Genomic DNA, 17,527 nt, shown 5'->3' with positions numbered 1-17,527 from the left:
TTTCTCTCCTGGCCGCTTTAGCCGGCCTGTTTCAAAATCAGGGATGTGTTGATGCCGCCGAAGGCGAAGTTGTTGCTCATCGCGTATTCGACATCGGCCCGGCGGATCTCGCCGGTCAGGTAATCCAGTTCGCCGCAGGCGGGGTCCACCTGATCCAGGTTCAGCGTGGGCGCCAGCCAGCCTGCGCGCAGCATTTCCACCGTCAGCCACACTTCCAGCGCGCCGCAGGCGCCCAGGGTGTGGCCGAAATAGCTTTTCAGCGAGCTGATCGGCGCCCGCCCCAGCACGGCGGCGGTGGCCTGGGTTTCCGCGATGTCGCCGCGATCGGTGGCGGTGCCGTGGGCGTTGACGTAGCCTATCGCGCCGGCGGACAGGCCGGCGTCGTCCAGCGCCAGCTGCATCGCGCGCGCCATGGTCGGCGCTTCCGGCTGGGTGATGTGGCTGCCGTCTGAATTGGTGCCGAAACCGCAGATTTCGGCATAGATGACGGCGCCGCGCGCCAGCGCGTGCTCGCGCTCTTCCAGCACCAGGGTGCAGGCGCCCTCGCCCACCACCAGGCCATCGCGGTCGCGGTCGAAGGGCCGCGGCGTATGCGCCGGCTCGTCGTTGCGCTGGCTGGTGGCGTACAAGGTGTCGAACACCGCCGCGCCGCCGGCCGACATTTCCTCCGCGCCGCCGGCTATCATCAGATCGCAGCGGCCGAAGCGTATGGTTTCGTAGGCGTAGCCCAGGGCCTGGCTGCCGGAGGTGCAGGCGCTGGCGGTGGGAATCACTCGTCCGGTCAGGCCGAAATACAAGCCGATATTGACCGCGGCGGTGTGGCTCATCATCTGGATGTAGCTGGTGGAGGTGACGCCGGCCATGGAGCCGGTGGCCAGCATCTGGCCGAAGGCCTGTATCGGCGCCACGCTGCCGGACGAGGAACCGTAGGCCACGCCCATGCGGCCGTCCTTGATGCAGGGGTCTTGCAACAGGCCGGCGTCCAGCAAGGCGCGTTCGGTGGCGCACACCGCCATTTGCGCCACCCGCCCCATCGCGCGCGACATCTTGCGCGGGTAATGTGCCGGCAACGCGAAGTCGTCCACCGGCGCGCCAAGGCGGGTGTTCAGGTCCGGGAAGTTCTCCCACTCCGGCATCGCGCGCACGCCGTTGCGCCCGGCCTGGATCTTGGCCGCGATGGCGGGCCAGTCATGGCCCAGGCTGGTGATGCCCGCCATGCCGGTGATCACGACGCGGCGCATCAGACGATGCCCCCGTTCACGCCTATCACCTGACGGGTGATGTAGGCGGCGCCTTCGGACATCAGGAAGGCCACCAGGGCCGCCACTTCCTCCGGCCGCCCCACGCGGTTCATCGGCACCATTTTCAAGGCCTCCTCCACCGGAACGCCTTCCAGAATGTCGGTGTCGATCAGGCCCGGCGCCACGCAGTTCACCGTGATCTTGCGGCTGGCCAACTCCACCGCCAGCGCCTTGGTGGCGCCGATCAGGCCCGCCTTGGCCGCGCTGTAATTCACTTGCCCGCGGTTGCCCATCACGCCGGAGACGGAGGACAGGGTGACGACGCGGCCGCCGTTGCGGGCGCGGACCATGGGCATGATCAAGGGATGGGTCACATTGTAGAAACCGGCCAGCGAGGTGTTGACCACCAGGTCCCAGTCTTCGCCCTCCAGCGCCGGGAAGGCGTTGTCGCGGGTCACGCCGGCGTTCAGCACCACGCCCCAAAACGCGCCGTTGGCGGCGATGTCCGCCTCGATGGCCGCGCGCGCGGCCTCGCGGTCGTTGACGTCGAACTGCATCAGCGTGGCCGCCGCGCCCTCCGCGCGGGCGGCCGCTGCCACGGTCTCCGCTTCTTCGCGACGGCTGCGACAGTGGATGGCCACGTCGAAGCCGTCTCTCGCCAGTTGCAAGGCCACTGCCCGGCCTATGCCCCGACTGGATCCGGTGATCAGGATTCTTTTTTTCATTGTGCGCTGCTTTCCTGCAGAAATAAGGCGAAATCTTCCGGTTCGAACACATTGACGGTGGCCTCGGCCAGCCGGTCTTCGCCGCAATCGATCCGGCACAGGAAGGACCCCATGCCGGACTCGTCGCGGTAGACCGGACTGGCGCTGACCCGCAGCGGCCGCCCGGCGGCGAACGCCGCGCAGGCCGGCTGGTAGCGGCGCGTGCCCAGCAGCACGCCCTGCTTGACCGGCAGCCCCGCCTGGCGCGCGGTCAGGCCCACCCAGGCGGCCACCGCCTGAGCCATCAGTTCGATGCCGATGTAGGCCGGCATATTGCCGTCGGCGTCGGCGTACCATGCCGCCGCGTCCGGCGTGGCGCTGGCCGTCAGGCCTTCGCTGTCGTAACGCAGCAGCGCCTCCAGCAGCAACATGCCGCCGCGGTGCGGCAAAACTTCGGTGATAGCCGGTAACATCATGCGTGTTCGTTCTCGTCCGCCGCTGTTGCCGCCAGCAACAGCGACACATTATTGCCGCCAAAGGCGTAAGAGTTGCTCATCACCAGCGGCCGCCCCGCGGGCAGCATCGCGCCGGCGGGCGTCAGACTCAGCGCCGGCAAGGCCGGGTCCGCCGCGCCGTCCCAGACATGCGGCGGCAGGCGACGCCGGCGGTCGCTCAGCACCAGCCAGCAGAAGCCCAGCTCGGTGGCGCCGGCGGCCCCCAGCAGATGGCCGACCAAGGGCTTGGTGGAGCTGGCCGGCACGCCGTCGGGAAACACCCGCGTCATCGCCAGACTCTCCATTTCATCATTCTTGACGGTGGCCGTGCCGTGCAAATTCACATAGCCCACCTGGGCCGCCTCGGCGCCGGCCATGCTCAAGGCCTGCCGCATCGCCGCTTCCGCGCCGCGGCCTTCCGGATGCGGCGACGACATATGCCAGGCGTCGCTGCTTTCGCCGTAGCCCAGCAAGGCCACCGGGCCCGGCTCGCGGCTGGCGATGAACAAGGCGGCGCCCTCGCCGATATTGATGCCGCGGCGCCGCGCGCTCATAGGCTGGCACAAGTCCGGGCTGACGGACTCCAGGGCGGCGAAGCCTCGCTGGGTCAGCTGGCACAGGCTGTCCGCCCCGCCGCAAATCACCGCATCGCACAGCCCCTGCGACAGCAGCCGGGCGGCGGCGGCCACCGCCTTGGCGCTGGAGGAGCAGGCGGTGGAGACGACGTAGGCGACGCCGTCCAACCCCAGCAGCTCGGCCAGGAACAAAGCCGGGCTGCCCATTTCCTGCTGCACGTAGTCGTAACCCTCCGGCAACGCCTGCCCGGCCGCCGCGGCGGCGACCGCCAGCTCCGTCTCCAGAATGCCGGAGGTGCTGGTGCCCAGCACGACGCCGATCCGATGACGCCCGTAACGCGCGGCCAGCGCCTCCACGCGGACGCGCAAGGGTTCCAGCGCGGCCAGCAGCAGCCTGTTGTTGCGGCTGTCGTAGCGGGCCAGCTCCGCCGGGATCTCCGGCAGCGCGCCCGCCACCCGCCCCACCACCGCGCCGGCCTCCTCGCACATGCCGCCGCAGTCGCCGGCCAGCAAGCGCCGGTGGATCTCAGGCAGTTCGCGGCCCAGCGCGTTGATCATCGCCAATTCGTTCAGGTAAACCGTCATTGAGGCTCCGCGTCCGGCGTTATCGCCAAGGGTTCCATCTCCAACGTCATGCCCAGCGAAGGCAGCTGGACCCGTCGCCCCTTGGACGTCGGCGCGTCGATCAGCAAGGTTTGGTCGCCGTTCATCAGCCGACGCTGGCCGTCCGCCGCGTGCAGCCACCAGGCGGGCGCACGGCCGAAGCCGTCCAGCACGGCGGCCTCAGGCAGATGCAGCCATTGCGCCAGGGCCAGCATCGCCGGCCCCTGCTCGCTGACCCGGCGGCCGAACGGCGAGCTCGCGCTCCAGCGGCGGCCGTCCCAGCCGGCGCTCAGCAAGGGCTGGCCCAGCGGCGACAAGGCCGCCAGCGACAGCCGCTGCCCATCGGCCTCCAGCTGCAGCAAGGACAGTTCGCGAAAACCGCGGCCGCTCGCCGTCACCAGTTGGCTGGCGCCATAGGTCTCGGCCGGCGGCCGCAGGCAATAGGCCGGGGTTTGCGGCAGGCGGACGCAATGGCCGCCGCCGGCGCAGGCGGTGAGCAAGAGCAGCAGGGGCAGCAGTTTCAACATGGCTCGGCCCGTCCCGCGTCCCCGGTCTTGAACAAAGTCACCATGGGCGCCAGCAGCACCGCCAGGCCCACGCCTATCAATTGGGTCAAACCGAAGCTGCTGACCGCGGGCGTGGCGCTGGCGGCCAGCAAGCCGAAGGACAACAGCGTGGTCAGGGCCGACAGCCCCACCGCCAGCAAGGCCGCCTGCTGGTGGTGGCGGCGGCCTTCCTCCACGAAGATCGCGTAGTCCACGCCCACGCCCAGCACCATCAGGAAGCCGAGCACGACGAAAAGATTGGCGCTCACGCCCAGCCAGCCCAGCGCGCCCAGGGTGAACAGCACCGCCAGGCTGACCGGCGCGGCCAGCAACAGCGCGCGCCGCCAGCCGTAGCGGCGTTGCATCAGCGCCACGATGGCCAGCAGCGACAGCGCGAACATCAGCGTGGAGGCTTCGCGGAACTGGCGGAACAGATCGGACACGCTGGCGGCCTTGTCCACCAGGGTCACGCCGCTCAGCCCTTGCGCCGCCTGCCGCAAGGCGTCCAGTTTCTGGAAATCGCCCGGCATCACCGCCATGCGCCAGACGCCGTCGCGCGGCCCCAGCCACAGATGGCGCAGCGGCGCGGCCAGCGGCTGGGCCAGCAGCGTTTCCGCCGTCAACGGCGGCGCCGGCCGCGCCAGGCCGGCCAGATAGCCGTCGGCGATCTCGTCGCGCACGCCGGCGTCCAGCAGCACTTGCCGACCCGCGCGCCGCATCGCGTCCCGCAGCAGCGCGTGGTCGGCCTGTTGCCGCTCCGGCGGCGGCAGCAGGCTGGACAAGGATTGGTAGCCTTGCAGCTGGCCGGCGCTCACCAGTTGGTCGAGGCGGCCGTCCAGCTGCCGCCCCAGACGCAGCAAAGCGGCTTCGCTGGGCGCTTCCAGCAGGAAGAACTGGCGGCTGTTGCCCTGCCCCGCCAGCCCTCGAATCAAGTGCTCTTGCGCCAACAGGTCCGCCGACGGCCGAATCAGCTGATGCACGTCGTCGTCCGCCTGCAAGCGGGCCAGCCCCGGCAAGGACAAAGCGCTCAGCGCCAGCAGCAGCGCGGCCAGGCGGCGGCCGCGCATGAATTGGCAGTAGCGGTCGAAGACGCGGCCTATCGGCGGCAGAATGCCCCGCGCCGACGCCGGCGCGGCCTGGCGCACAAAGCAGGGCACGCACCACAACACGGTCAGGTAGGCGCCGACCAGGCCGGCAGTGGAGAAGAAGGCGATCTGGCGCAGCCCCGGGAAGGGCAGCAAGGCCAGCGCGCCGTAACCCAGCAGCGTGGTCAGCAGCCCCATGCGGATGGCCGGATGAATGGCGGCCAGCGCCCGCTCCACGTCCCAATCCGGCCCGTCCTGCAACTGGCTGGCGAACAGATGGGTCGAGTAGTCTATCGCCACGCCTATCAGGCTGGCGCCCATCACCAGGGTCAACAGGTGCAGTTGGCCGTACACCGCCAGGGTGGCGGCCACCGCCGTCAGCGTGCCGGCGGCGATCACCGCGCCGGACAGGGCCAGGTGTCGCAGCCGACGGAACACCAGCAGCATCAGGCCGATGACGGCCGCCATCGACACGCTGCCTATCATATTCATTTCCGCTTCGGCGCCGCCGCGCGCCTCGCTGGCGAACAGCACCGCGCCGGTGGCGGCCAGCTTGCCGCCGTCGGCCTCCGCCAGCGCGCGCAGCTCGGCCACTTCGCGGCTCAGGGCTTGCTGCAGCGCCGGATCGTAGGCGTCGCCGTTCAAGGGCGCGGTCAACAGCCGCCAGGACACGCCGTCGCGCTCCGCCGCCAGCCAGCCGTCCTTGATCTGCAACGACGATTTGGCCATGGGCAGCGCGGCCAGCACATTGCCGAACAGACCGAAGGGGTCTTCCGCCAGCGGCAGGCCGAAAGCGCCCTGGCCCGGCAGGCTCAAGCGACGCAGCAGCAGGGTTTCCAGATAAGCTTGCGGGTTTTGCCGCAGCCCTGCGCTGTCGGCCTCGGTCAGCAGGCCGTGCCGGTAAGGGGCGTAAGGCCGCAGCAGGCGCGCCGGGTCCACCTCGCCGATTCTCCCTTGCACCGAGCGCAAGGCAGGCTGGGCGCGCAGCCGGGCGGCCATCCGCTCCGCCAGCAGGCTGGCCTGGGCCGGATCGCCATGGCCCACCATCAGCACCAGGCGTTCGCCCGCCTTGGCCGCCAGCTGCGCCAGCGCGCGCTCCACCTCGGGCTGGCGCGCGTCGTCCGGCAGCATCGCCAGCATATTGGTCTGCACCGGCAGCGGCCGCCCCAGATAGGGCAGCAGCGAGGCCAGGCACAGCAGCATCAGCGCCAGCCAGCCGTAAAAACGCTTGCGCATCAACGCCCTCCCAGCAAGCGGCTTTCCTCGACGCTCAACGGGCTTTGCGCGTCGATGCGGCTGAAGCGGATCTGCGTGCTGTCGCCGCCGGGTTCGGTCAGCAATACGCGCTCCAGTTGCGCGGAGCCGGAGAGCTCGACCGCGCCCAGGCCTTTTTGCAAGGGCCCCGGCTTGGGCGTCAGCGACAAGGTCCAGGCGGCGGCGCTGCCCTTGGCCTCCACCGCGAAGTGCTGCTGCAGCAAGTTCCTGTCCCCGGCCAGCAAGCCGCGGAACAAGCCTTCCACCGAGCCGATGCCGGGGATGTCGCGGCTGGCCCGCTCGCGGCGGCTGCCGTCGGGCAGGAGTTCGCTGACGCCCTTGGGCGTCATCACATAGCCCAACTGATATGGTTTGACGATGGACCAGATCACGCCGCTGTCACGCGACAACACCATGCGCCCGGACAGCTGCAACGGTTTTTTCAAGGCGGCCATGCGCCGGCTCTGCGCGAAATCCGCGTGCAAGATCGAGTTCGCCGCCAGCTTTCTGGAAATCTGGCTCAGCAAATCCTCGGCCTGCGCCAACGGCGCGGCCCCGGCCAGGCATAGCAGCAACAAGCCGCATGCGCGGCGCGTCCACGGTTTCAACATCGTCATTCCTCGCATGGGATGCCCAGCTTGTTCCACAACACCGCCGGCGTGACGAATTGCAGCGCCATGTCGTCGGCCAGGTCCAAGGCCACTTGCACGGTGTGGCCCTGGGTCAGTTTTTCGCCGCTGAGCGCGTCGCGCAGCTGGTAAACCACCTTGAGGCGGTTTTCGTATTCCGTCAGCTGCGCGCGCGCGATCACCCGCTGGCCGTAACGCGCCGGGCGCACGTATTTCAGGTAGCACTCGGTCACCGGCCAGGCGTAGCCGGAATCGCGCATCTGCGGGTAGTCGTAGTCGAAGCTGCGCAGCAGCGCGGTGCGCGCCAGCTCGAAGTACTTCACGTAATGGCCGTGCCAGGCCACGTGCAGCACGTCCACGTCGTGGAAGGGAATCTCGATTTCGATCTCCGCCGCCGGCAAGCTCGCGGCCGCTTTAAGGTCCGCCGTCATCAATACAGGCTCCAGGCGCGTTGCTGAATCCGCTCTATCGCCAGGCGCAGCTCGCCGTCCTGGCGGCGGTCTTCGTCCAGGAAGGGGGACAGCGTCTCCAGTTCGGCGACGAAGTCGCTCAGCGCCGGCGGCAGCCGGGCCAGGTCAAGTTCGCCGGACTGTTGCCGCAAGCGCACGCCCTGCGCCGCCGCCAGGGTCAGGCAAGCCGCCACTTGTTCGGTCAGCTGCAACACGCGCAGCGCGTCGCGCGCGGCGATGGTGCCCATGCTGACCTTGTCCTGGTTGTGGCATTCGGTGGAGCGGGAGAACACCGAGGCCGGAATGGTCAGCTTCAGCGCTTCCGCCGTGCAGGCGGAGGCGGTGATCTGCACCGCCTTGAAGCCGTGGTTGATCGCGGCGCGTTCGCCGCGCGAGCCGGACAGGTTCTGCGGCAGGCCGTGGTTGTAGCGGGTGTCCACCAGCAGCGCCAGTTGCCGGTCCATCAGGTCGGCCAGATTGGCCACCGCGTTCTTCATGCCGTCCATGGCGAAGGCGATATGGCCGCCGTAGAAATGGCCGCCGTGCAGCACCCGCTCCAGGTCCGGATCGATGATGGGATTGTCGTTGGCGCTGTTCAGCTCGTTCTCGATGTCGCGGCGCAGCCAGGGCAAGGCGTCGCGCAGCACGCCGATGACATGCGGCGCGCAGCGGATGGAGTAGCGGTCTTGCAGGCGGATCTGCTCGCGCGCTTCGCCGCCGTCGTCCAGGTCGGCGTAGATCCAGGCGGCCACCTGGTTCTGCCCTTCATGCGGCTTGACCGCGAACAGCTCCGGCGCGAAATGGCCGCGATTGCCCTTCAAGGCCAGGCAGGACAGCGCGGTCAGCCGCGCGCTCAGCCGGGTCAGGTATTCGGCGCGGGCGAAGGCCAGGCAGGCCAGGCCGGTCATCACCGCCGTGCCGTTCATCAAGGCCAGTCCTTCCTTCGGCGCCAGCGTCAGCGGCGGCAGGTCCAGTTCGGCCAGCACTTCCGCCGCCGGCCGCACTTGGCCCCGGTAGCGCACTTCGCGCTCGCCGCACAACACCCCGGCCACATAGGACAGCGGCGTCAGGTCGCCGCTGGCGCCCACCGAGCCCTCGGCCGGAATCAGCGGCAGCGCGTCGTGCCGCAGCAAGGCGGCCAGCCGCTGCAGCAATAGCCAGCGCACGCCGGACACGCCCTGGGACAGGGAGTTGAGCCGGGCCAGCAGCACCGCGCGCGTGGACGCCTCGTCCAGGTAGTCGCCCAGGCCGCAGCCGTGGTAACGCGTCAGGTGCAGCGGCAGCTCGGCCACCAACGCGGCGGGAATCGTCACCGTGCAGTTGTCGCCGTAACCGGTGTTGACGCCGTAGACTTCGCCGCCCTCGGCCAGCAGGCCGGCCAGGAAGGCGGCGCCGCGCTCGATGCGCTCCGGAAACGCGCCGCCGGCCAGCTCCGTCCGCACTTGTCCCTGCGCCACCGCGCACACGTCTTCAATCGTCAAACGTCCGGCGCCCACGCTGAGCGCCTCCTTGCTCTTCATCACTACGGACTCTTTCTCGCCGCGCCACGCGGCAGCTTTGACTCCGGCTAAGCGCGCCAGAAATCGTAAAAATTGAACCATTGCAGCGGCGAGCGCCGCGCATGCCAGGCCAGGCGATCGGCGTAACGCTGAATCGTCCGCCGCAAAGCCTCGCCGCGCTCGCGGCGCGGCAGGCGCAGTCTTTCCTCGAATGGCTCCAAGGCAATGCGGTAGCGCCGCTTCTCCTTGAGGCAGAACAGCAGGTAGACCGGACATTCGAGCAGGCTGGCCAGAATCCACGGCCCCTCGGCGAAGGCGGCGGAGCCGCCCAGGAATTCGGCGCGCTGCACCCGGCCGTTGTCGCTGGCCGGGGTGCGGTCGCCGACGATCACCACCCACTCGCCGTTGTCTATCTTGTCCTTGAGCAGGATGGCGGTGTCCACGCCCATGTCCTGCACCTGGATCAGGTTGACGGCGTAGTCGCCACTGGCCGCGGCCAGCAAACGGGAAAACCGCGCGGCGTGCCGGGTGTAGACCACGGCGTTGACCCGGCGCGCGCCGGCCGCGTGCCCCAGCGCCCGGCACATTTCCAGGTTGCCCAGATGGGAGCCCACCAGCAGCGCCCCGCGCCCGCTCGCCAGCAGCGCCCGCATATCGTCGCTGCCCGGCGCGGCCACCGCTTCCGGCGGCAGGCCGCCGGCCCAAGCCGCCATTTTGTCGGCGGCGGCCTCGGCGAAGCTGTAGAGGTGGCGGTAGACGTCCAGCGCGCGGACCGGCGACGAATCGCCGTCGGCGGTGCGCGCGCGCCGCAGAAAGTCGCGGGAGGCGGCGCGGGCGGCGCGGCCGGTGAGGAAGAAGTAGGCGACGATGGGATAGAGCAGCAGCCGTACCGAGCGCGCGCCCAGCAGGCGGTAGAACCACAGCAGGATTTTCATGCCCAACAGCGAACCGCGCTCCGCGGTGGCGGCCCAGCTCACGCGCGCGCCTCGCGCCAACGCCGGCGCAGCAGCCGCGGCGCGCGCGGCAGCATGCCCAAGGCCAGCCGGGTGTGCATCAGGCTGATGCGCGCATTGTCGCGCAGGGCGTCGAAATGGGAGAGTCCGCCGGGCGGATACGTCACCCTGGTCGGCAGGTTGAGCACCGGCGCGCCGGCCCAATGCAGACGTACGATGATTTCGATGTCGAAATCCATCCGCCGCGGAATGCGGGTTTGCCGCAGCAAGGCTTCCGTCGCCGCCAGCGGGTAGCAGCGGAAACCGCACATGGAGTCGGCGATGTCGAAGGACAAGGTTTCAACCCACACCCAGAAATGGGTCAGGTAGCGGCCGTACAAGCGGGCCTTGGGCACGCTGGCGTCGTACAGGGGGCGGCCGGCGATCACCGCGTCGGGCCGCTGCGCGGCCCGCTCCAAAAAGCGCGGCACGTCGCTCAGCGCGTGCTGGCCGTCAGCGTCCACCTGCAAGGCGTGGCTGTAGCCCTGCTGGTAAGCCAGCCGCATCGCGTGCGTCACCGCCGCGCCCTTGCCGCCGTTGCGCGGCAAACGCAGCAGCCGCACCCAGGGCTCCGCGCGCGCCAGCGCCTCCAGCGTCAGCCGGGTGGCTTCGTCGCTGCCGTCGTCCACCACCCAGGCGAGCACGCCGTAAGGCCGCAGCCGCTCCAAGACTCCGCCCATGGTGGAACCATGGTTGTAACAGGGAATGATCAGACAGGGGCGAAAACTCATTGCGCTTGCATCCGCAACCGGCCGGAAGACATCTTGCGGCCCTCCACTTCGTAGACGAAGCTGACGCGGCCGGCGGCCGCGTCGAGCTGCAAGGCCAGCTCCAGGGCGTCGCCCGGCTGGACGATGCCGGTGAACTTGATCTGATCCATGCCGGCGAAAACGCCGGCGGCGCCCAGCATCCGGGCGGCGATGCTCACCGCCCAATGCAGCTGCACCACGCCGGGCAGCACCGGGAAGCCCGGAAAATGTCCGTCAAAGCAGGCCGCGTCCGCCGCCAGCGGGATGGCCACGCGGCAGGCGTCCTCCGTCTGTTCCAACACGGAATAAGGAGGCATGAAAGCCTGCGAGGGAGTCATTGCGCCAATACCTTCCAATTCAAAACAGCTCCAGCATCGCCGTCCGGTCCGGCTTGCCGCGCTCGGTCTGCGGCAGGAGGTCGACAAAGCGCCAGCGGCGCGGCAGCAGCACCGGCTCGTACCAGGCCGCCAGATAGCGCCGCAGCGTCTGCTGCACGGCCAGCTTGCCCAGGGAATGGAGTTGCTCCTTCCCCTGCGCCGACAGCGCGACGACGGCGCACAGCGTGTCGCGCCGCCCCGGCAGCACCAGCAGAGCGGCGGCGGCCAGCCACGGATGATCGGCCAGTCTTTGCTCCTGCTCGCCCAGCGACAGCCGCTTTTCCGCCAGTTTCACCACCCGGTCCCGCCGCCCTTGCAACAGGAAGCGGCCGTCCGGCAGAAACTCGACGGCGTCCGAGGCCAGCCAGGGCGCGTCGTCCGGCAGGAAGGGCGACGCGACCCGCAAAGCGCCCTCCTCGCCGACGGAACAGCTCACCGAGGGCAGCGGCGTCCAGGCGCGGTCGCCGTCGAGCTGACGGCGCCAGGCCACGCCGCCGGTCTCGGTGCTGCCGAAGATCTCCAGCGGCGGCTCGCCGCCGGCGGCGGCGAAAGCCGCTGCGGCGTCGGCCGGCAGCGGGCCGCCCGAGGACACGCACAAGCGCGTCCGCGACAGCAAGGCCGGCAGGTCGATCAGCTCGGGCAGCCGCGACAGCTGCGCCGGACTGCCGATCAAGACCGCCCGGCCCACGCCGGCGGCGGCCTCCAGCAAGTCCTCCGGCAGGAAATGCGGCGTCGCTTCGAACACCCTGCCAGCGCTCAAGGGCCACAGCAGACGAAACAGCAGCCCGTAAATATGATGATGCGGCACCGTCGCCAGCACGCAGGCGTCGCCGGCCTGCGCGCCGAAACTGCGCTCCAGCACCGCGACTTCGGCCGAGAGCTGCCGCAGGCATTTGACGATGGACTTGGGCTCGCCGGTGGAGCCGGAGGTGAACAAGGTCAGCCGGCAGCCCTCCCCGTCCAAGGCCTGCGTCGCCGCTGACGCGGCCGGCGCGCTCATCCGCGCCCGCAGCGCGGCGTCGTCCAATACCTCGTCGAAAGCCGGCGCCAGCGCGCTCAAGGTGGCGGGCAAGGCGTTGTTGGGCACCATCGCCTCAGCGCCGGCGCGCCAAACCGCAAACAGGCCGACGGCGAACAGCCAGGCGTCCGCCGCGATCAAGGCATAGCGCCGGCCGGGTTCAAGCGTGGCGGCCGCGCCGGCCACCGCGCCGGTGAAGTCTCGCCACAACAAGGGCCGGCCGTCGCGCAAGGCCGCCACCCGCTCCGGATCGCGCTCGCCGCTCAACAAATGCTCCAGGGCCAGCAAGCTCATGTCCGCGCCTCGGGAAAACGCCAGCGCCGGTACAGCCATTCGCCGCCGAACAAGGCGCCCATCAACAGATAGGACGCCAGGCCGTTGTACCAAAGCCAGAACGCCTGCCCCGCCGGCAAGGCGGTATACAGCGCCGCCGCCGCGTTGAAGACGAAAAATCCGCACCAGACGCGGGTCACGCGCCGAGTGTAGACCACGCCTTCCGGCGGCAAGTCCGGCGTGATCTGACGGGCGAAGCGTTCAATCATCGTGGGCGGATGGCGCAGCGAATGGGCGAACACCCACAGCATGGACAGGCTGATGAAGGCCGGCGTCAAGCGCAGCAGCAAGGCGCTGCCGGTCAGCGCCACCAGCGCGGACAGGACGATCATGCCCAGCAAGGCGCCGCGCTGGGCCGCGGCCAGATCGCGCCACAGCGCGCGGCTTTGCCGCCGGTAGCGCAGCAAGAGCAGCAGCAGCAAGGCGGCGCCCACCGCGCGGGGCGGGAAATATTGCAGGCCCAGAAAGACGGCGAGCGGATAGCAACAAGCGCCCAGCGCCGCCAACAGGCGCGTCGCCGACATCTCAGGCGGCCAGCAATTGCTCAACCGCGGTGATCACGTCATCCACGGTGCGCACCGTTTTGAATCCGTCCGGCTTGATGCGCTTGCCGGTCAACTGCTGCAGCTTGATCGCCAGGTCCACCGCGTCGATGGAGTCCAGCTCCAGATCGACGAACAGATTGGCCTCCGCCGTCACGCGTTGCGGTTCGATCTCGAAAGTGTCCTGCAGAATGATCCTCAGTTCATTCAAAATTTGCTCACGGGTCATTCTCATGCTTCCTGTTGCGTTGCGACAAAGCGAGCCAGGCTGGCCACCGAGGCGAAATGCGCCTTGGTGGCGGGATCGTTGGCTTCCAGCTTCACCTTGTATGTCTTTTTCAATGCCACGCCCAATTCCAGCGCGTCGATGGAATCCAAGCCCAATCCTTCGCCAAACAACGGCGCTGCGGCGTCGATATCCTCGGCGCTCACGTCTTCCAGTTCCAAGGCCGAAATGATCAACAACTTGATTTCATGTTCCAGCGCATTCATGTCCAGCTTTCCTTCCTTGCCAATGTTTGGCTGAAATAATGTTGCAAGGCCTCGCTCAAACGGCGGGAGGCCAGCGACGGCTGCGTATCAGCCGGCAACAGCTCCGCCAAGGCCAGCGGCCGGCCGGCATCCAGGCCGAAGTCGAAACGCCGCGGCGGAATCTGGTGCCAGCGCTTGTCCTTGGTCAGCGTGGACGGGCTGCAGCTCAGCGTCACCGGCAAGATGGGGGCCTGAGCCGCCAGCGCGATATGGGCGGCGCCGCGTTGAAACTTGAGCTCGCGCCCCGGCACGGTGCGCGTGCCCTCCGGAAAGATCAGCAGGTTGTCGCCTCGTCGCAGCGAGGCGGCGCAGTCCGCGATCAAGCTGCCGGAATCGTCGTTGCGGATATAGCCGGCGGCGCGCACCACGCCCCCCAGGAAGGGGCTGTCCCACAGCGCGGCCTTTACCACGCAGTTGGCGTTGGGCATGCGGGCGATGATGGCCACCACGTCGATCAGGGTCGGGTGATTGGCCAGCACCAGCGTGCCCCGCGCCTGTTCCAGTTGCCGTTCGCCGTTCATGCGCAGCGTCATGATGCCGCTGCGGCGCATGAAGGCGATGAACAGGGCGAAAGCGCGCTGGATGATGGCGCGCGCCAGCCGCTGGCGGCGGCCGTTGCGCTTGGGCACCAGCCGCAAAGCCGGAAACACCACCAAGGTCAGCAACAAGGCGCCCTCGCTGAACAAGGAGAACGCCAAGGCCGTCATCAACAAGCGCCAGCAGTAATTAAGCCCCCTCACGGCACAGCCTCCAGCCGTTCAGCTCCAGCCGCGGCCGCTCGCCGGCCAGCCCGTGCGCCAGCCAGGCCGGCTGCGGCCAGCCCTCCGGCGCGCGCGCATGCGCGTCCTGCCGCAAGCTCCAGCGCGGCGCGCCGGCTTGCAACAGCAACGCCAGTCCCTGAGGCTGATCCAGACCGTCGTCGGCGCCTTGATAGAAGGGAAGCAGGGGCAGGTCCGCGAACAGCAGCAGCACCGGTTGCGAGGGATCCGCCGCCGCTTCCAGCGCCGCCTCCAGCAGGCCGTAACCCAAAGTCTGTTCGCCGGCGGCCACCGCGCTCGCCGCCGACGCGTCGCGGCGCAGCAAGGACAGCATGCCGGCAATCGCGTTATGGACCGACAGCCCGAACACCGTCGGGGACACCGGCGAGTCGGCGGCGATGTCTTCCAGCATCAAGTGCGTGCGGTTGACCTCGCCATGGCGGGAGGCGAACACCAGCTTCGCCGCCGGAACGTCCGCCGCGCACGCTTGGGCCAAATGCAGACAGATGCGCGCCAGCGGGCTCAAGCGACGCCGCTGCGACGCGTCGACAAAACGGCAGTCCGGATACGCGACGGGCGCCTCGGCCTTCTGCAACGGCCGTTGCGCCCAGTCGGCGGCCGACTCGCGGCCCGGCATCCAAGCCGCCCAACGCCGAATCGCCAGCGTGGGTTCGCCGCTCATTGTCACTTCCGCCATCCGCAAGCCTGTCAATCAAAAAAAGGAGCGTATTCTAAATTGTTCACACTCAGCCAACAAGCAAACAAGCATACGGCATTAAACGATGGTTACGAATCCGTCCCATTTTGTCGCAAGCGCAACAAAAACCTCGCCGCGGGATTAAACGGCCGGTTTGATCGCCACCGCGTTGACCAGGGTTTCCTCACGCTTCTGCGGCACCTTGAAGCCAAACCACTCCAGCGCGCCCAAGTCCGGCCGGCTCCACCACAGATAGGGCATGGACACGCGCGCGTCCGGCAGGTCGAAACCGGCCCCGCGCAGCAGGCCCAGGTATTCGTCGGCGGTTTTCTGAATCTCCATCGGGTGGCGGAACAATAGACGGATAGGCAGGGAGTGGATGTAGCGCCTGGTCGACTCGGCGAACAGCAGCACCCCGCCCGGCTTCAGCACCCGGAAGAACTCCCGCATCGCCGCCTCCTGCTCCACCAGATGGTGGAAGCTTTGGTGGCAATACACCATGTCGAAACTCTCGTCGGCGTACTCCATGCGCGACGCATTGCCGAAGGCCAGCGTCACTTTGCTCGGGCAGCGGTCGGCGGCCGGGCGCGCACGCTGTTCGATCGCCGGATCCGCGTCCAGCGCCACGATCTCGTCCGGCGCGAATCTGCGGGCCAGCTCGTCGAAGGAATGCCCAAACCCGCAGCCCACGTCCAACACCCGGGCGAACGCGCGCCGCGGCGGCATCATCCGCTCCAGATCGTTCAAGGCGCGCCGCAAGACGTGCACTTTCCAGGTGGCCGTATTCAGGAACCAATTGCCAAAACGCGTTTCTTCTACAAAGGGAAAAGTATTCTGCATTCTCAGATTCAAGCAAGGTATCCAACAAAAGCAGCCAGCCCCTCGCCCTCGTTTCCGCCAAAGGCAGAGACTAAGGGGCGCGCTCGCTGCAAGGACAAAAAACAGCCGCCAAGGCGGCTGTTGTCGCATCCGATCCAAGCGGGGGCCTTACTGCAATAGATCGCCATCCTCGGATTTGGGCGAACGGCTGAGCAGGCCCAGCACCACCCGCTGCGGATCGTGCCCCTGGTAGAGCAGGCCGCAAACCGCGGCGGTGATGGGCATGTCCACTTCCAGCCGCTCCGCCATGGTCAGCACTTCGCGGGCGGTGGCCACGCCTTCGGCGACGTGGCCCAGCTCTTGCAACGCCTGCTGCAAGGGCTTGCCCTCGGCCAGCTTCAGGCCCACTTGGCGGTTGCGCGACAGCGCGCCGGTGCAGGTGAGGATCAGATCGCCCATGCCGGCTAGACCCATCATGGTGTGCTGGCTGGCGCCCAGCGCGGTGGCCAGGCGGGTGATTTCGGCCAGGCCGCGGGTGATCAGCGCGGCGCGGGCGTTCATGCCGTACTCCAGGCCGTCGGCCACGCCGGTGGCGATGGCCATCACGTTCTTGACCGCGCCGCCCACCTCCACCCCCACCAGGTCGGCGTTGGCGTACAGGCGCAGCAGCGGGCTGTGCAGGTCGCGCGCCACTTGCCGGGCGAAGGCTTCGTCGTCGGAGGCGATGGCCGCCGCCGCCGGCAAGCCCTGCGCCACTTCGCGGGCGAAGCTGGGGCCAGACAGCACGCCGCAGCGGTGGTTGGCCGGCAGCTCCTCGGCCACCACCTGGTGCGGCAGCAGGCTGGAGCCGGCCTCGAAGCCCTTGCAGGCCCACAGCAGCGGCGGCAGTTGCGAGGACAGCGCGGTCAGCGCCCGCAGCGTGGGCCGCAGACCGGCCATCGGCGTGACGATGAGGATGAGTTCGGCGTCGTGGATGGCGCGCGGCAGTTCCGCGGACAGCTTGAGCGCGTCCGGAAACGGGCAGTCGGGCAGGTAGCGCTGGTTGACGCGCCTGGAGGCCAGCTCGGCCACCTGATTGGCGTCGCGCGCCCACAGCGTGACTTGATGGTGACGGGCGAAGGCGATGGCCAGGGCGGTGCCCCACGCGCCAGCGCCCAGGATGGCCAGTTTCATGCGTAGCCCTTACAAGCCCCAAAGGTCGGTAATACGAGCATAGCCGATGCTGCCGTCGCGGTGGCGCACTTTGACCCAGCCGCCCTTGGGCGGCTCTTGCAGCTCCACCACGCCGTCCTTGGGCACGGTGTAGGCCAGCGGGCCGTCGTTGGCCGGCGCGGCGCGCACTTCCGCCTTGTCGGCGGTGATCAGCAGCCAGCGCTGCTTGGACAGCGCGGCGGCCGGAATCCAGGCGATGCCGCCGGTGGCGTCGCGCACGCGCGACCATTCCTTCTGGCTGCTCAGCACTTCCACCGGGTAATAGCGGCTCACCACGAACAGCTTCTTCGAAGTGAGCGTCGGCGCCTCGTACAGCGCCACGCCGGTTTCCTTGACCGAGCGAAACTCAAGTGCGGCGGCGCCGTGGGACAGCAGGCCCAGGCTCAGCGCCAGCAGCGGGTATACGAGGCGTTTCATCGCT

Annotated in this window: 21 protein-coding genes; all 21 read right to left on the bottom strand. The window is 68.6% G+C overall.

Annotated features, from left to right (window positions below; genetic code table 11):
• Positions 1-17: 17 nt before the first annotated feature.
• Positions 18-1,241: a beta-ketoacyl-ACP synthase gene (locus VK98_RS02105; protein WP_048412462.1), complete on the bottom strand. Its 1,224-nt coding sequence runs from the start codon at positions 1,239-1,241 to the stop codon at positions 18-20.
• Positions 1,241-1,966 carry a 3-ketoacyl-ACP reductase FabG2 gene (locus VK98_RS02100; protein ID WP_048412461.1) on the bottom strand — a complete coding sequence of 242 codons (726 nt, stop codon included), beginning with the start codon at positions 1,964-1,966 and terminating at the stop codon, positions 1,241-1,243. Before VK98_RS02100 ends, VK98_RS02105 begins: the two co-directional genes overlap by 1 nt.
• A complete protein-coding gene (locus VK98_RS02095) occupies positions 1,963-2,421 on the bottom strand; it encodes a hypothetical protein (RefSeq protein ID WP_043590879.1) in 459 nt (152 codons plus the stop codon). The genes VK98_RS02100 and VK98_RS02095 overlap by 4 nt, the downstream gene beginning before the upstream one ends.
• A complete protein-coding gene (locus VK98_RS02090; protein WP_048412460.1) occupies positions 2,418-3,599 on the bottom strand; it encodes a beta-ketoacyl-[acyl-carrier-protein] synthase family protein in 1,182 nt (393 codons plus the stop codon). Before VK98_RS02090 ends, VK98_RS02095 begins: the two co-directional genes overlap by 4 nt.
• Positions 3,596-4,144, bottom strand: coding sequence for a DUF3261 domain-containing protein (locus VK98_RS02085; RefSeq protein WP_048412459.1), 549 nt, complete (start codon positions 4,142-4,144; stop codon positions 3,596-3,598). Before VK98_RS02085 ends, VK98_RS02090 begins: the two co-directional genes overlap by 4 nt.
• Positions 4,138-6,483 carry an MMPL family transporter gene (locus tag VK98_RS02080; protein WP_053077178.1) on the bottom strand — a complete coding sequence of 782 codons (2,346 nt, stop codon included), beginning with the start codon at positions 6,481-6,483 and terminating at the stop codon, positions 4,138-4,140. The genes VK98_RS02085 and VK98_RS02080 overlap by 7 nt, the downstream gene beginning before the upstream one ends.
• Entirely contained in the window at positions 6,483-7,112 is a 630-nt protein-coding gene (locus VK98_RS02075; protein WP_048412458.1) for an outer membrane lipoprotein carrier protein LolA, read from the bottom strand. Before VK98_RS02075 ends, VK98_RS02080 begins: the two co-directional genes overlap by 1 nt.
• Positions 7,113-7,114: 2 nt before the next feature.
• Entirely contained in the window at positions 7,115-7,561 is a 447-nt protein-coding gene (locus VK98_RS02070) for a thioesterase family protein (protein ID WP_043590872.1), read from the bottom strand.
• On the bottom strand, positions 7,561-9,099 hold the full coding sequence (hutH, locus tag VK98_RS02065) for a histidine ammonia-lyase (protein WP_048412457.1): 1,539 nt from the start codon (positions 9,097-9,099) through the stop codon (positions 7,561-7,563). The genes VK98_RS02070 and hutH overlap by 1 nt, the downstream gene beginning before the upstream one ends.
• 47 nt (positions 9,100-9,146) lie before the next feature.
• The gene (locus VK98_RS23985; RefSeq protein WP_197082933.1) at positions 9,147-10,055 is read right to left on the bottom strand and encodes an acyltransferase; all 909 of its coding nucleotides are present in this window, start codon (positions 10,053-10,055) and stop codon (positions 9,147-9,149) included.
• Positions 10,052-10,801, bottom strand: coding sequence for a glycosyltransferase family 2 protein (locus tag VK98_RS23980; RefSeq protein ID WP_197082932.1), 750 nt, complete (start codon positions 10,799-10,801; stop codon positions 10,052-10,054). The genes VK98_RS23985 and VK98_RS23980 overlap by 4 nt, the downstream gene beginning before the upstream one ends.
• Positions 10,798-11,136, bottom strand: coding sequence for a 3-hydroxyacyl-ACP dehydratase FabZ family protein (locus tag VK98_RS02055; RefSeq protein WP_197082931.1), 339 nt, complete (start codon positions 11,134-11,136; stop codon positions 10,798-10,800). Before VK98_RS02055 ends, VK98_RS23980 begins: the two co-directional genes overlap by 4 nt.
• A 40-nt stretch (positions 11,137-11,176) precedes the next feature.
• A complete protein-coding gene (locus VK98_RS02050; RefSeq protein ID WP_053077177.1) occupies positions 11,177-12,508 on the bottom strand; it encodes an AMP-binding protein in 1,332 nt (443 codons plus the stop codon).
• Positions 12,505-13,071, bottom strand: coding sequence for a hypothetical protein (locus VK98_RS02045; protein WP_048412455.1), 567 nt, complete (start codon positions 13,069-13,071; stop codon positions 12,505-12,507). Before VK98_RS02045 ends, VK98_RS02050 begins: the two co-directional genes overlap by 4 nt.
• Position 13,072: 1 nt before the next feature.
• Positions 13,073-13,318, bottom strand: coding sequence for an acyl carrier protein (locus tag VK98_RS02040; protein WP_081575821.1), 246 nt, complete (start codon positions 13,316-13,318; stop codon positions 13,073-13,075).
• Positions 13,319-13,320: 2 nt separating this feature from the next.
• Positions 13,321-13,581 carry a phosphopantetheine-binding protein gene (locus VK98_RS02035; protein WP_043590868.1) on the bottom strand — a complete coding sequence of 87 codons (261 nt, stop codon included), beginning with the start codon at positions 13,579-13,581 and terminating at the stop codon, positions 13,321-13,323.
• Positions 13,578-14,327: a 1-acyl-sn-glycerol-3-phosphate acyltransferase gene (locus VK98_RS02030; RefSeq protein WP_048412594.1), complete on the bottom strand. Its 750-nt coding sequence runs from the start codon at positions 14,325-14,327 to the stop codon at positions 13,578-13,580. Before VK98_RS02030 ends, VK98_RS02035 begins: the two co-directional genes overlap by 4 nt.
• A 19-nt stretch (positions 14,328-14,346) precedes the next feature.
• Complete coding sequence (locus VK98_RS22630; RefSeq protein ID WP_082158718.1) at positions 14,347-15,075, bottom strand: beta-ketoacyl synthase chain length factor; 729 nt, start codon at positions 15,073-15,075, stop codon at positions 14,347-14,349.
• Between the two features lie 141 nt (positions 15,076-15,216).
• On the bottom strand, positions 15,217-15,915 hold the full coding sequence (locus VK98_RS02020; RefSeq protein WP_048412454.1) for a class I SAM-dependent methyltransferase: 699 nt from the start codon (positions 15,913-15,915) through the stop codon (positions 15,217-15,219).
• A 147-nt stretch (positions 15,916-16,062) separates the two neighbouring features.
• Positions 16,063-17,067, bottom strand: coding sequence for an NAD(P)H-dependent glycerol-3-phosphate dehydrogenase (locus tag VK98_RS02015; RefSeq protein ID WP_048412453.1), 1,005 nt, complete (start codon positions 17,065-17,067; stop codon positions 16,063-16,065).
• Between the two features lie 9 nt (positions 17,068-17,076).
• The gene (locus VK98_RS02010) at positions 17,077-17,523 is read right to left on the bottom strand and encodes an SH3 domain-containing protein (RefSeq protein WP_048412452.1); all 447 of its coding nucleotides are present in this window, start codon (positions 17,521-17,523) and stop codon (positions 17,077-17,079) included.
• Positions 17,524-17,527 lie beyond the last annotated feature (4 nt).

It is taken from the genome of Chromobacterium sp. LK11, assembly GCF_001043705.1.
Lineage (GTDB): Bacteria > Pseudomonadota > Gammaproteobacteria > Burkholderiales > Chromobacteriaceae > Chromobacterium > Chromobacterium alkanivorans.
This window is presented reverse-complemented; position numbering and strand designations above follow the sequence as displayed.

Excerpts from the sequence above, each read along its gene's own strand:
- VK98_RS02090 (WP_048412460.1), bottom strand. The coding sequence starts at position 3,599 with ATGACGGTTTACCTGAACGAATTGGCGATGATCAACGCGCTGGGCCGC.
- VK98_RS02055 (WP_197082931.1), bottom strand. The coding sequence starts at position 11,136 with ATGCCTCCTTATTCCGTGTTGGAACAGACGGAGGACGCCTGCCGCGTG.
- VK98_RS02020 (WP_048412454.1), bottom strand. The coding sequence starts at position 15,915 with ATGCAGAATACTTTTCCCTTTGTAGAAGAAACGCGTTTTGGCAATTGG.
- VK98_RS02010 (WP_048412452.1), bottom strand. The coding sequence starts at position 17,523 with ATGAAACGCCTCGTATACCCGCTGCTGGCGCTGAGCCTGGGCCTGCTG.
- VK98_RS02095 (WP_043590879.1), bottom strand. The coding sequence starts at position 2,421 with ATGATGTTACCGGCTATCACCGAAGTTTTGCCGCACCGCGGCGGCATG.
- VK98_RS02030 (WP_048412594.1), bottom strand. The coding sequence starts at position 14,327 with ATGACGGCCTTGGCGTTCTCCTTGTTCAGCGAGGGCGCCTTGTTGCTG.
- VK98_RS23980 (WP_197082932.1), bottom strand. The coding sequence starts at position 10,801 with ATGAGTTTTCGCCCCTGTCTGATCATTCCCTGTTACAACCATGGTTCC.
- VK98_RS02100 (WP_048412461.1), bottom strand. The coding sequence starts at position 1,966 with ATGAAAAAAAGAATCCTGATCACCGGATCCAGTCGGGGCATAGGCCGG.
- VK98_RS02085 (WP_048412459.1), bottom strand. The coding sequence starts at position 4,144 with ATGTTGAAACTGCTGCCCCTGCTGCTCTTGCTCACCGCCTGCGCCGGC.
- VK98_RS02080 (WP_053077178.1), bottom strand. The coding sequence starts at position 6,483 with ATGCGCAAGCGTTTTTACGGCTGGCTGGCGCTGATGCTGCTGTGCCTG.
- VK98_RS22630 (WP_082158718.1), bottom strand. The coding sequence starts at position 15,075 with ATGGCGGAAGTGACAATGAGCGGCGAACCCACGCTGGCGATTCGGCGT.
- VK98_RS02045 (WP_048412455.1), bottom strand. The coding sequence starts at position 13,071 with ATGTCGGCGACGCGCCTGTTGGCGGCGCTGGGCGCTTGTTGCTATCCG.
- VK98_RS02070 (WP_043590872.1), bottom strand. The coding sequence starts at position 7,561 with ATGACGGCGGACCTTAAAGCGGCCGCGAGCTTGCCGGCGGCGGAGATC.
- VK98_RS02050 (WP_053077177.1), bottom strand. The coding sequence starts at position 12,508 with ATGAGCTTGCTGGCCCTGGAGCATTTGTTGAGCGGCGAGCGCGATCCG.
- VK98_RS02075 (WP_048412458.1), bottom strand. The coding sequence starts at position 7,112 with ATGTTGAAACCGTGGACGCGCCGCGCATGCGGCTTGTTGCTGCTATGC.
- VK98_RS02015 (WP_048412453.1), bottom strand. The coding sequence starts at position 17,067 with ATGAAACTGGCCATCCTGGGCGCTGGCGCGTGGGGCACCGCCCTGGCC.
- VK98_RS02035 (WP_043590868.1), bottom strand. The coding sequence starts at position 13,581 with ATGAATGCGCTGGAACATGAAATCAAGTTGTTGATCATTTCGGCCTTG.
- hutH (WP_048412457.1), bottom strand. The coding sequence starts at position 9,099 with ATGAAGAGCAAGGAGGCGCTCAGCGTGGGCGCCGGACGTTTGACGATT.
- VK98_RS02105 (WP_048412462.1), bottom strand. The coding sequence starts at position 1,241 with ATGCGCCGCGTCGTGATCACCGGCATGGCGGGCATCACCAGCCTGGGC.
- VK98_RS02040 (WP_081575821.1), bottom strand. The coding sequence starts at position 13,318 with ATGACCCGTGAGCAAATTTTGAATGAACTGAGGATCATTCTGCAGGAC.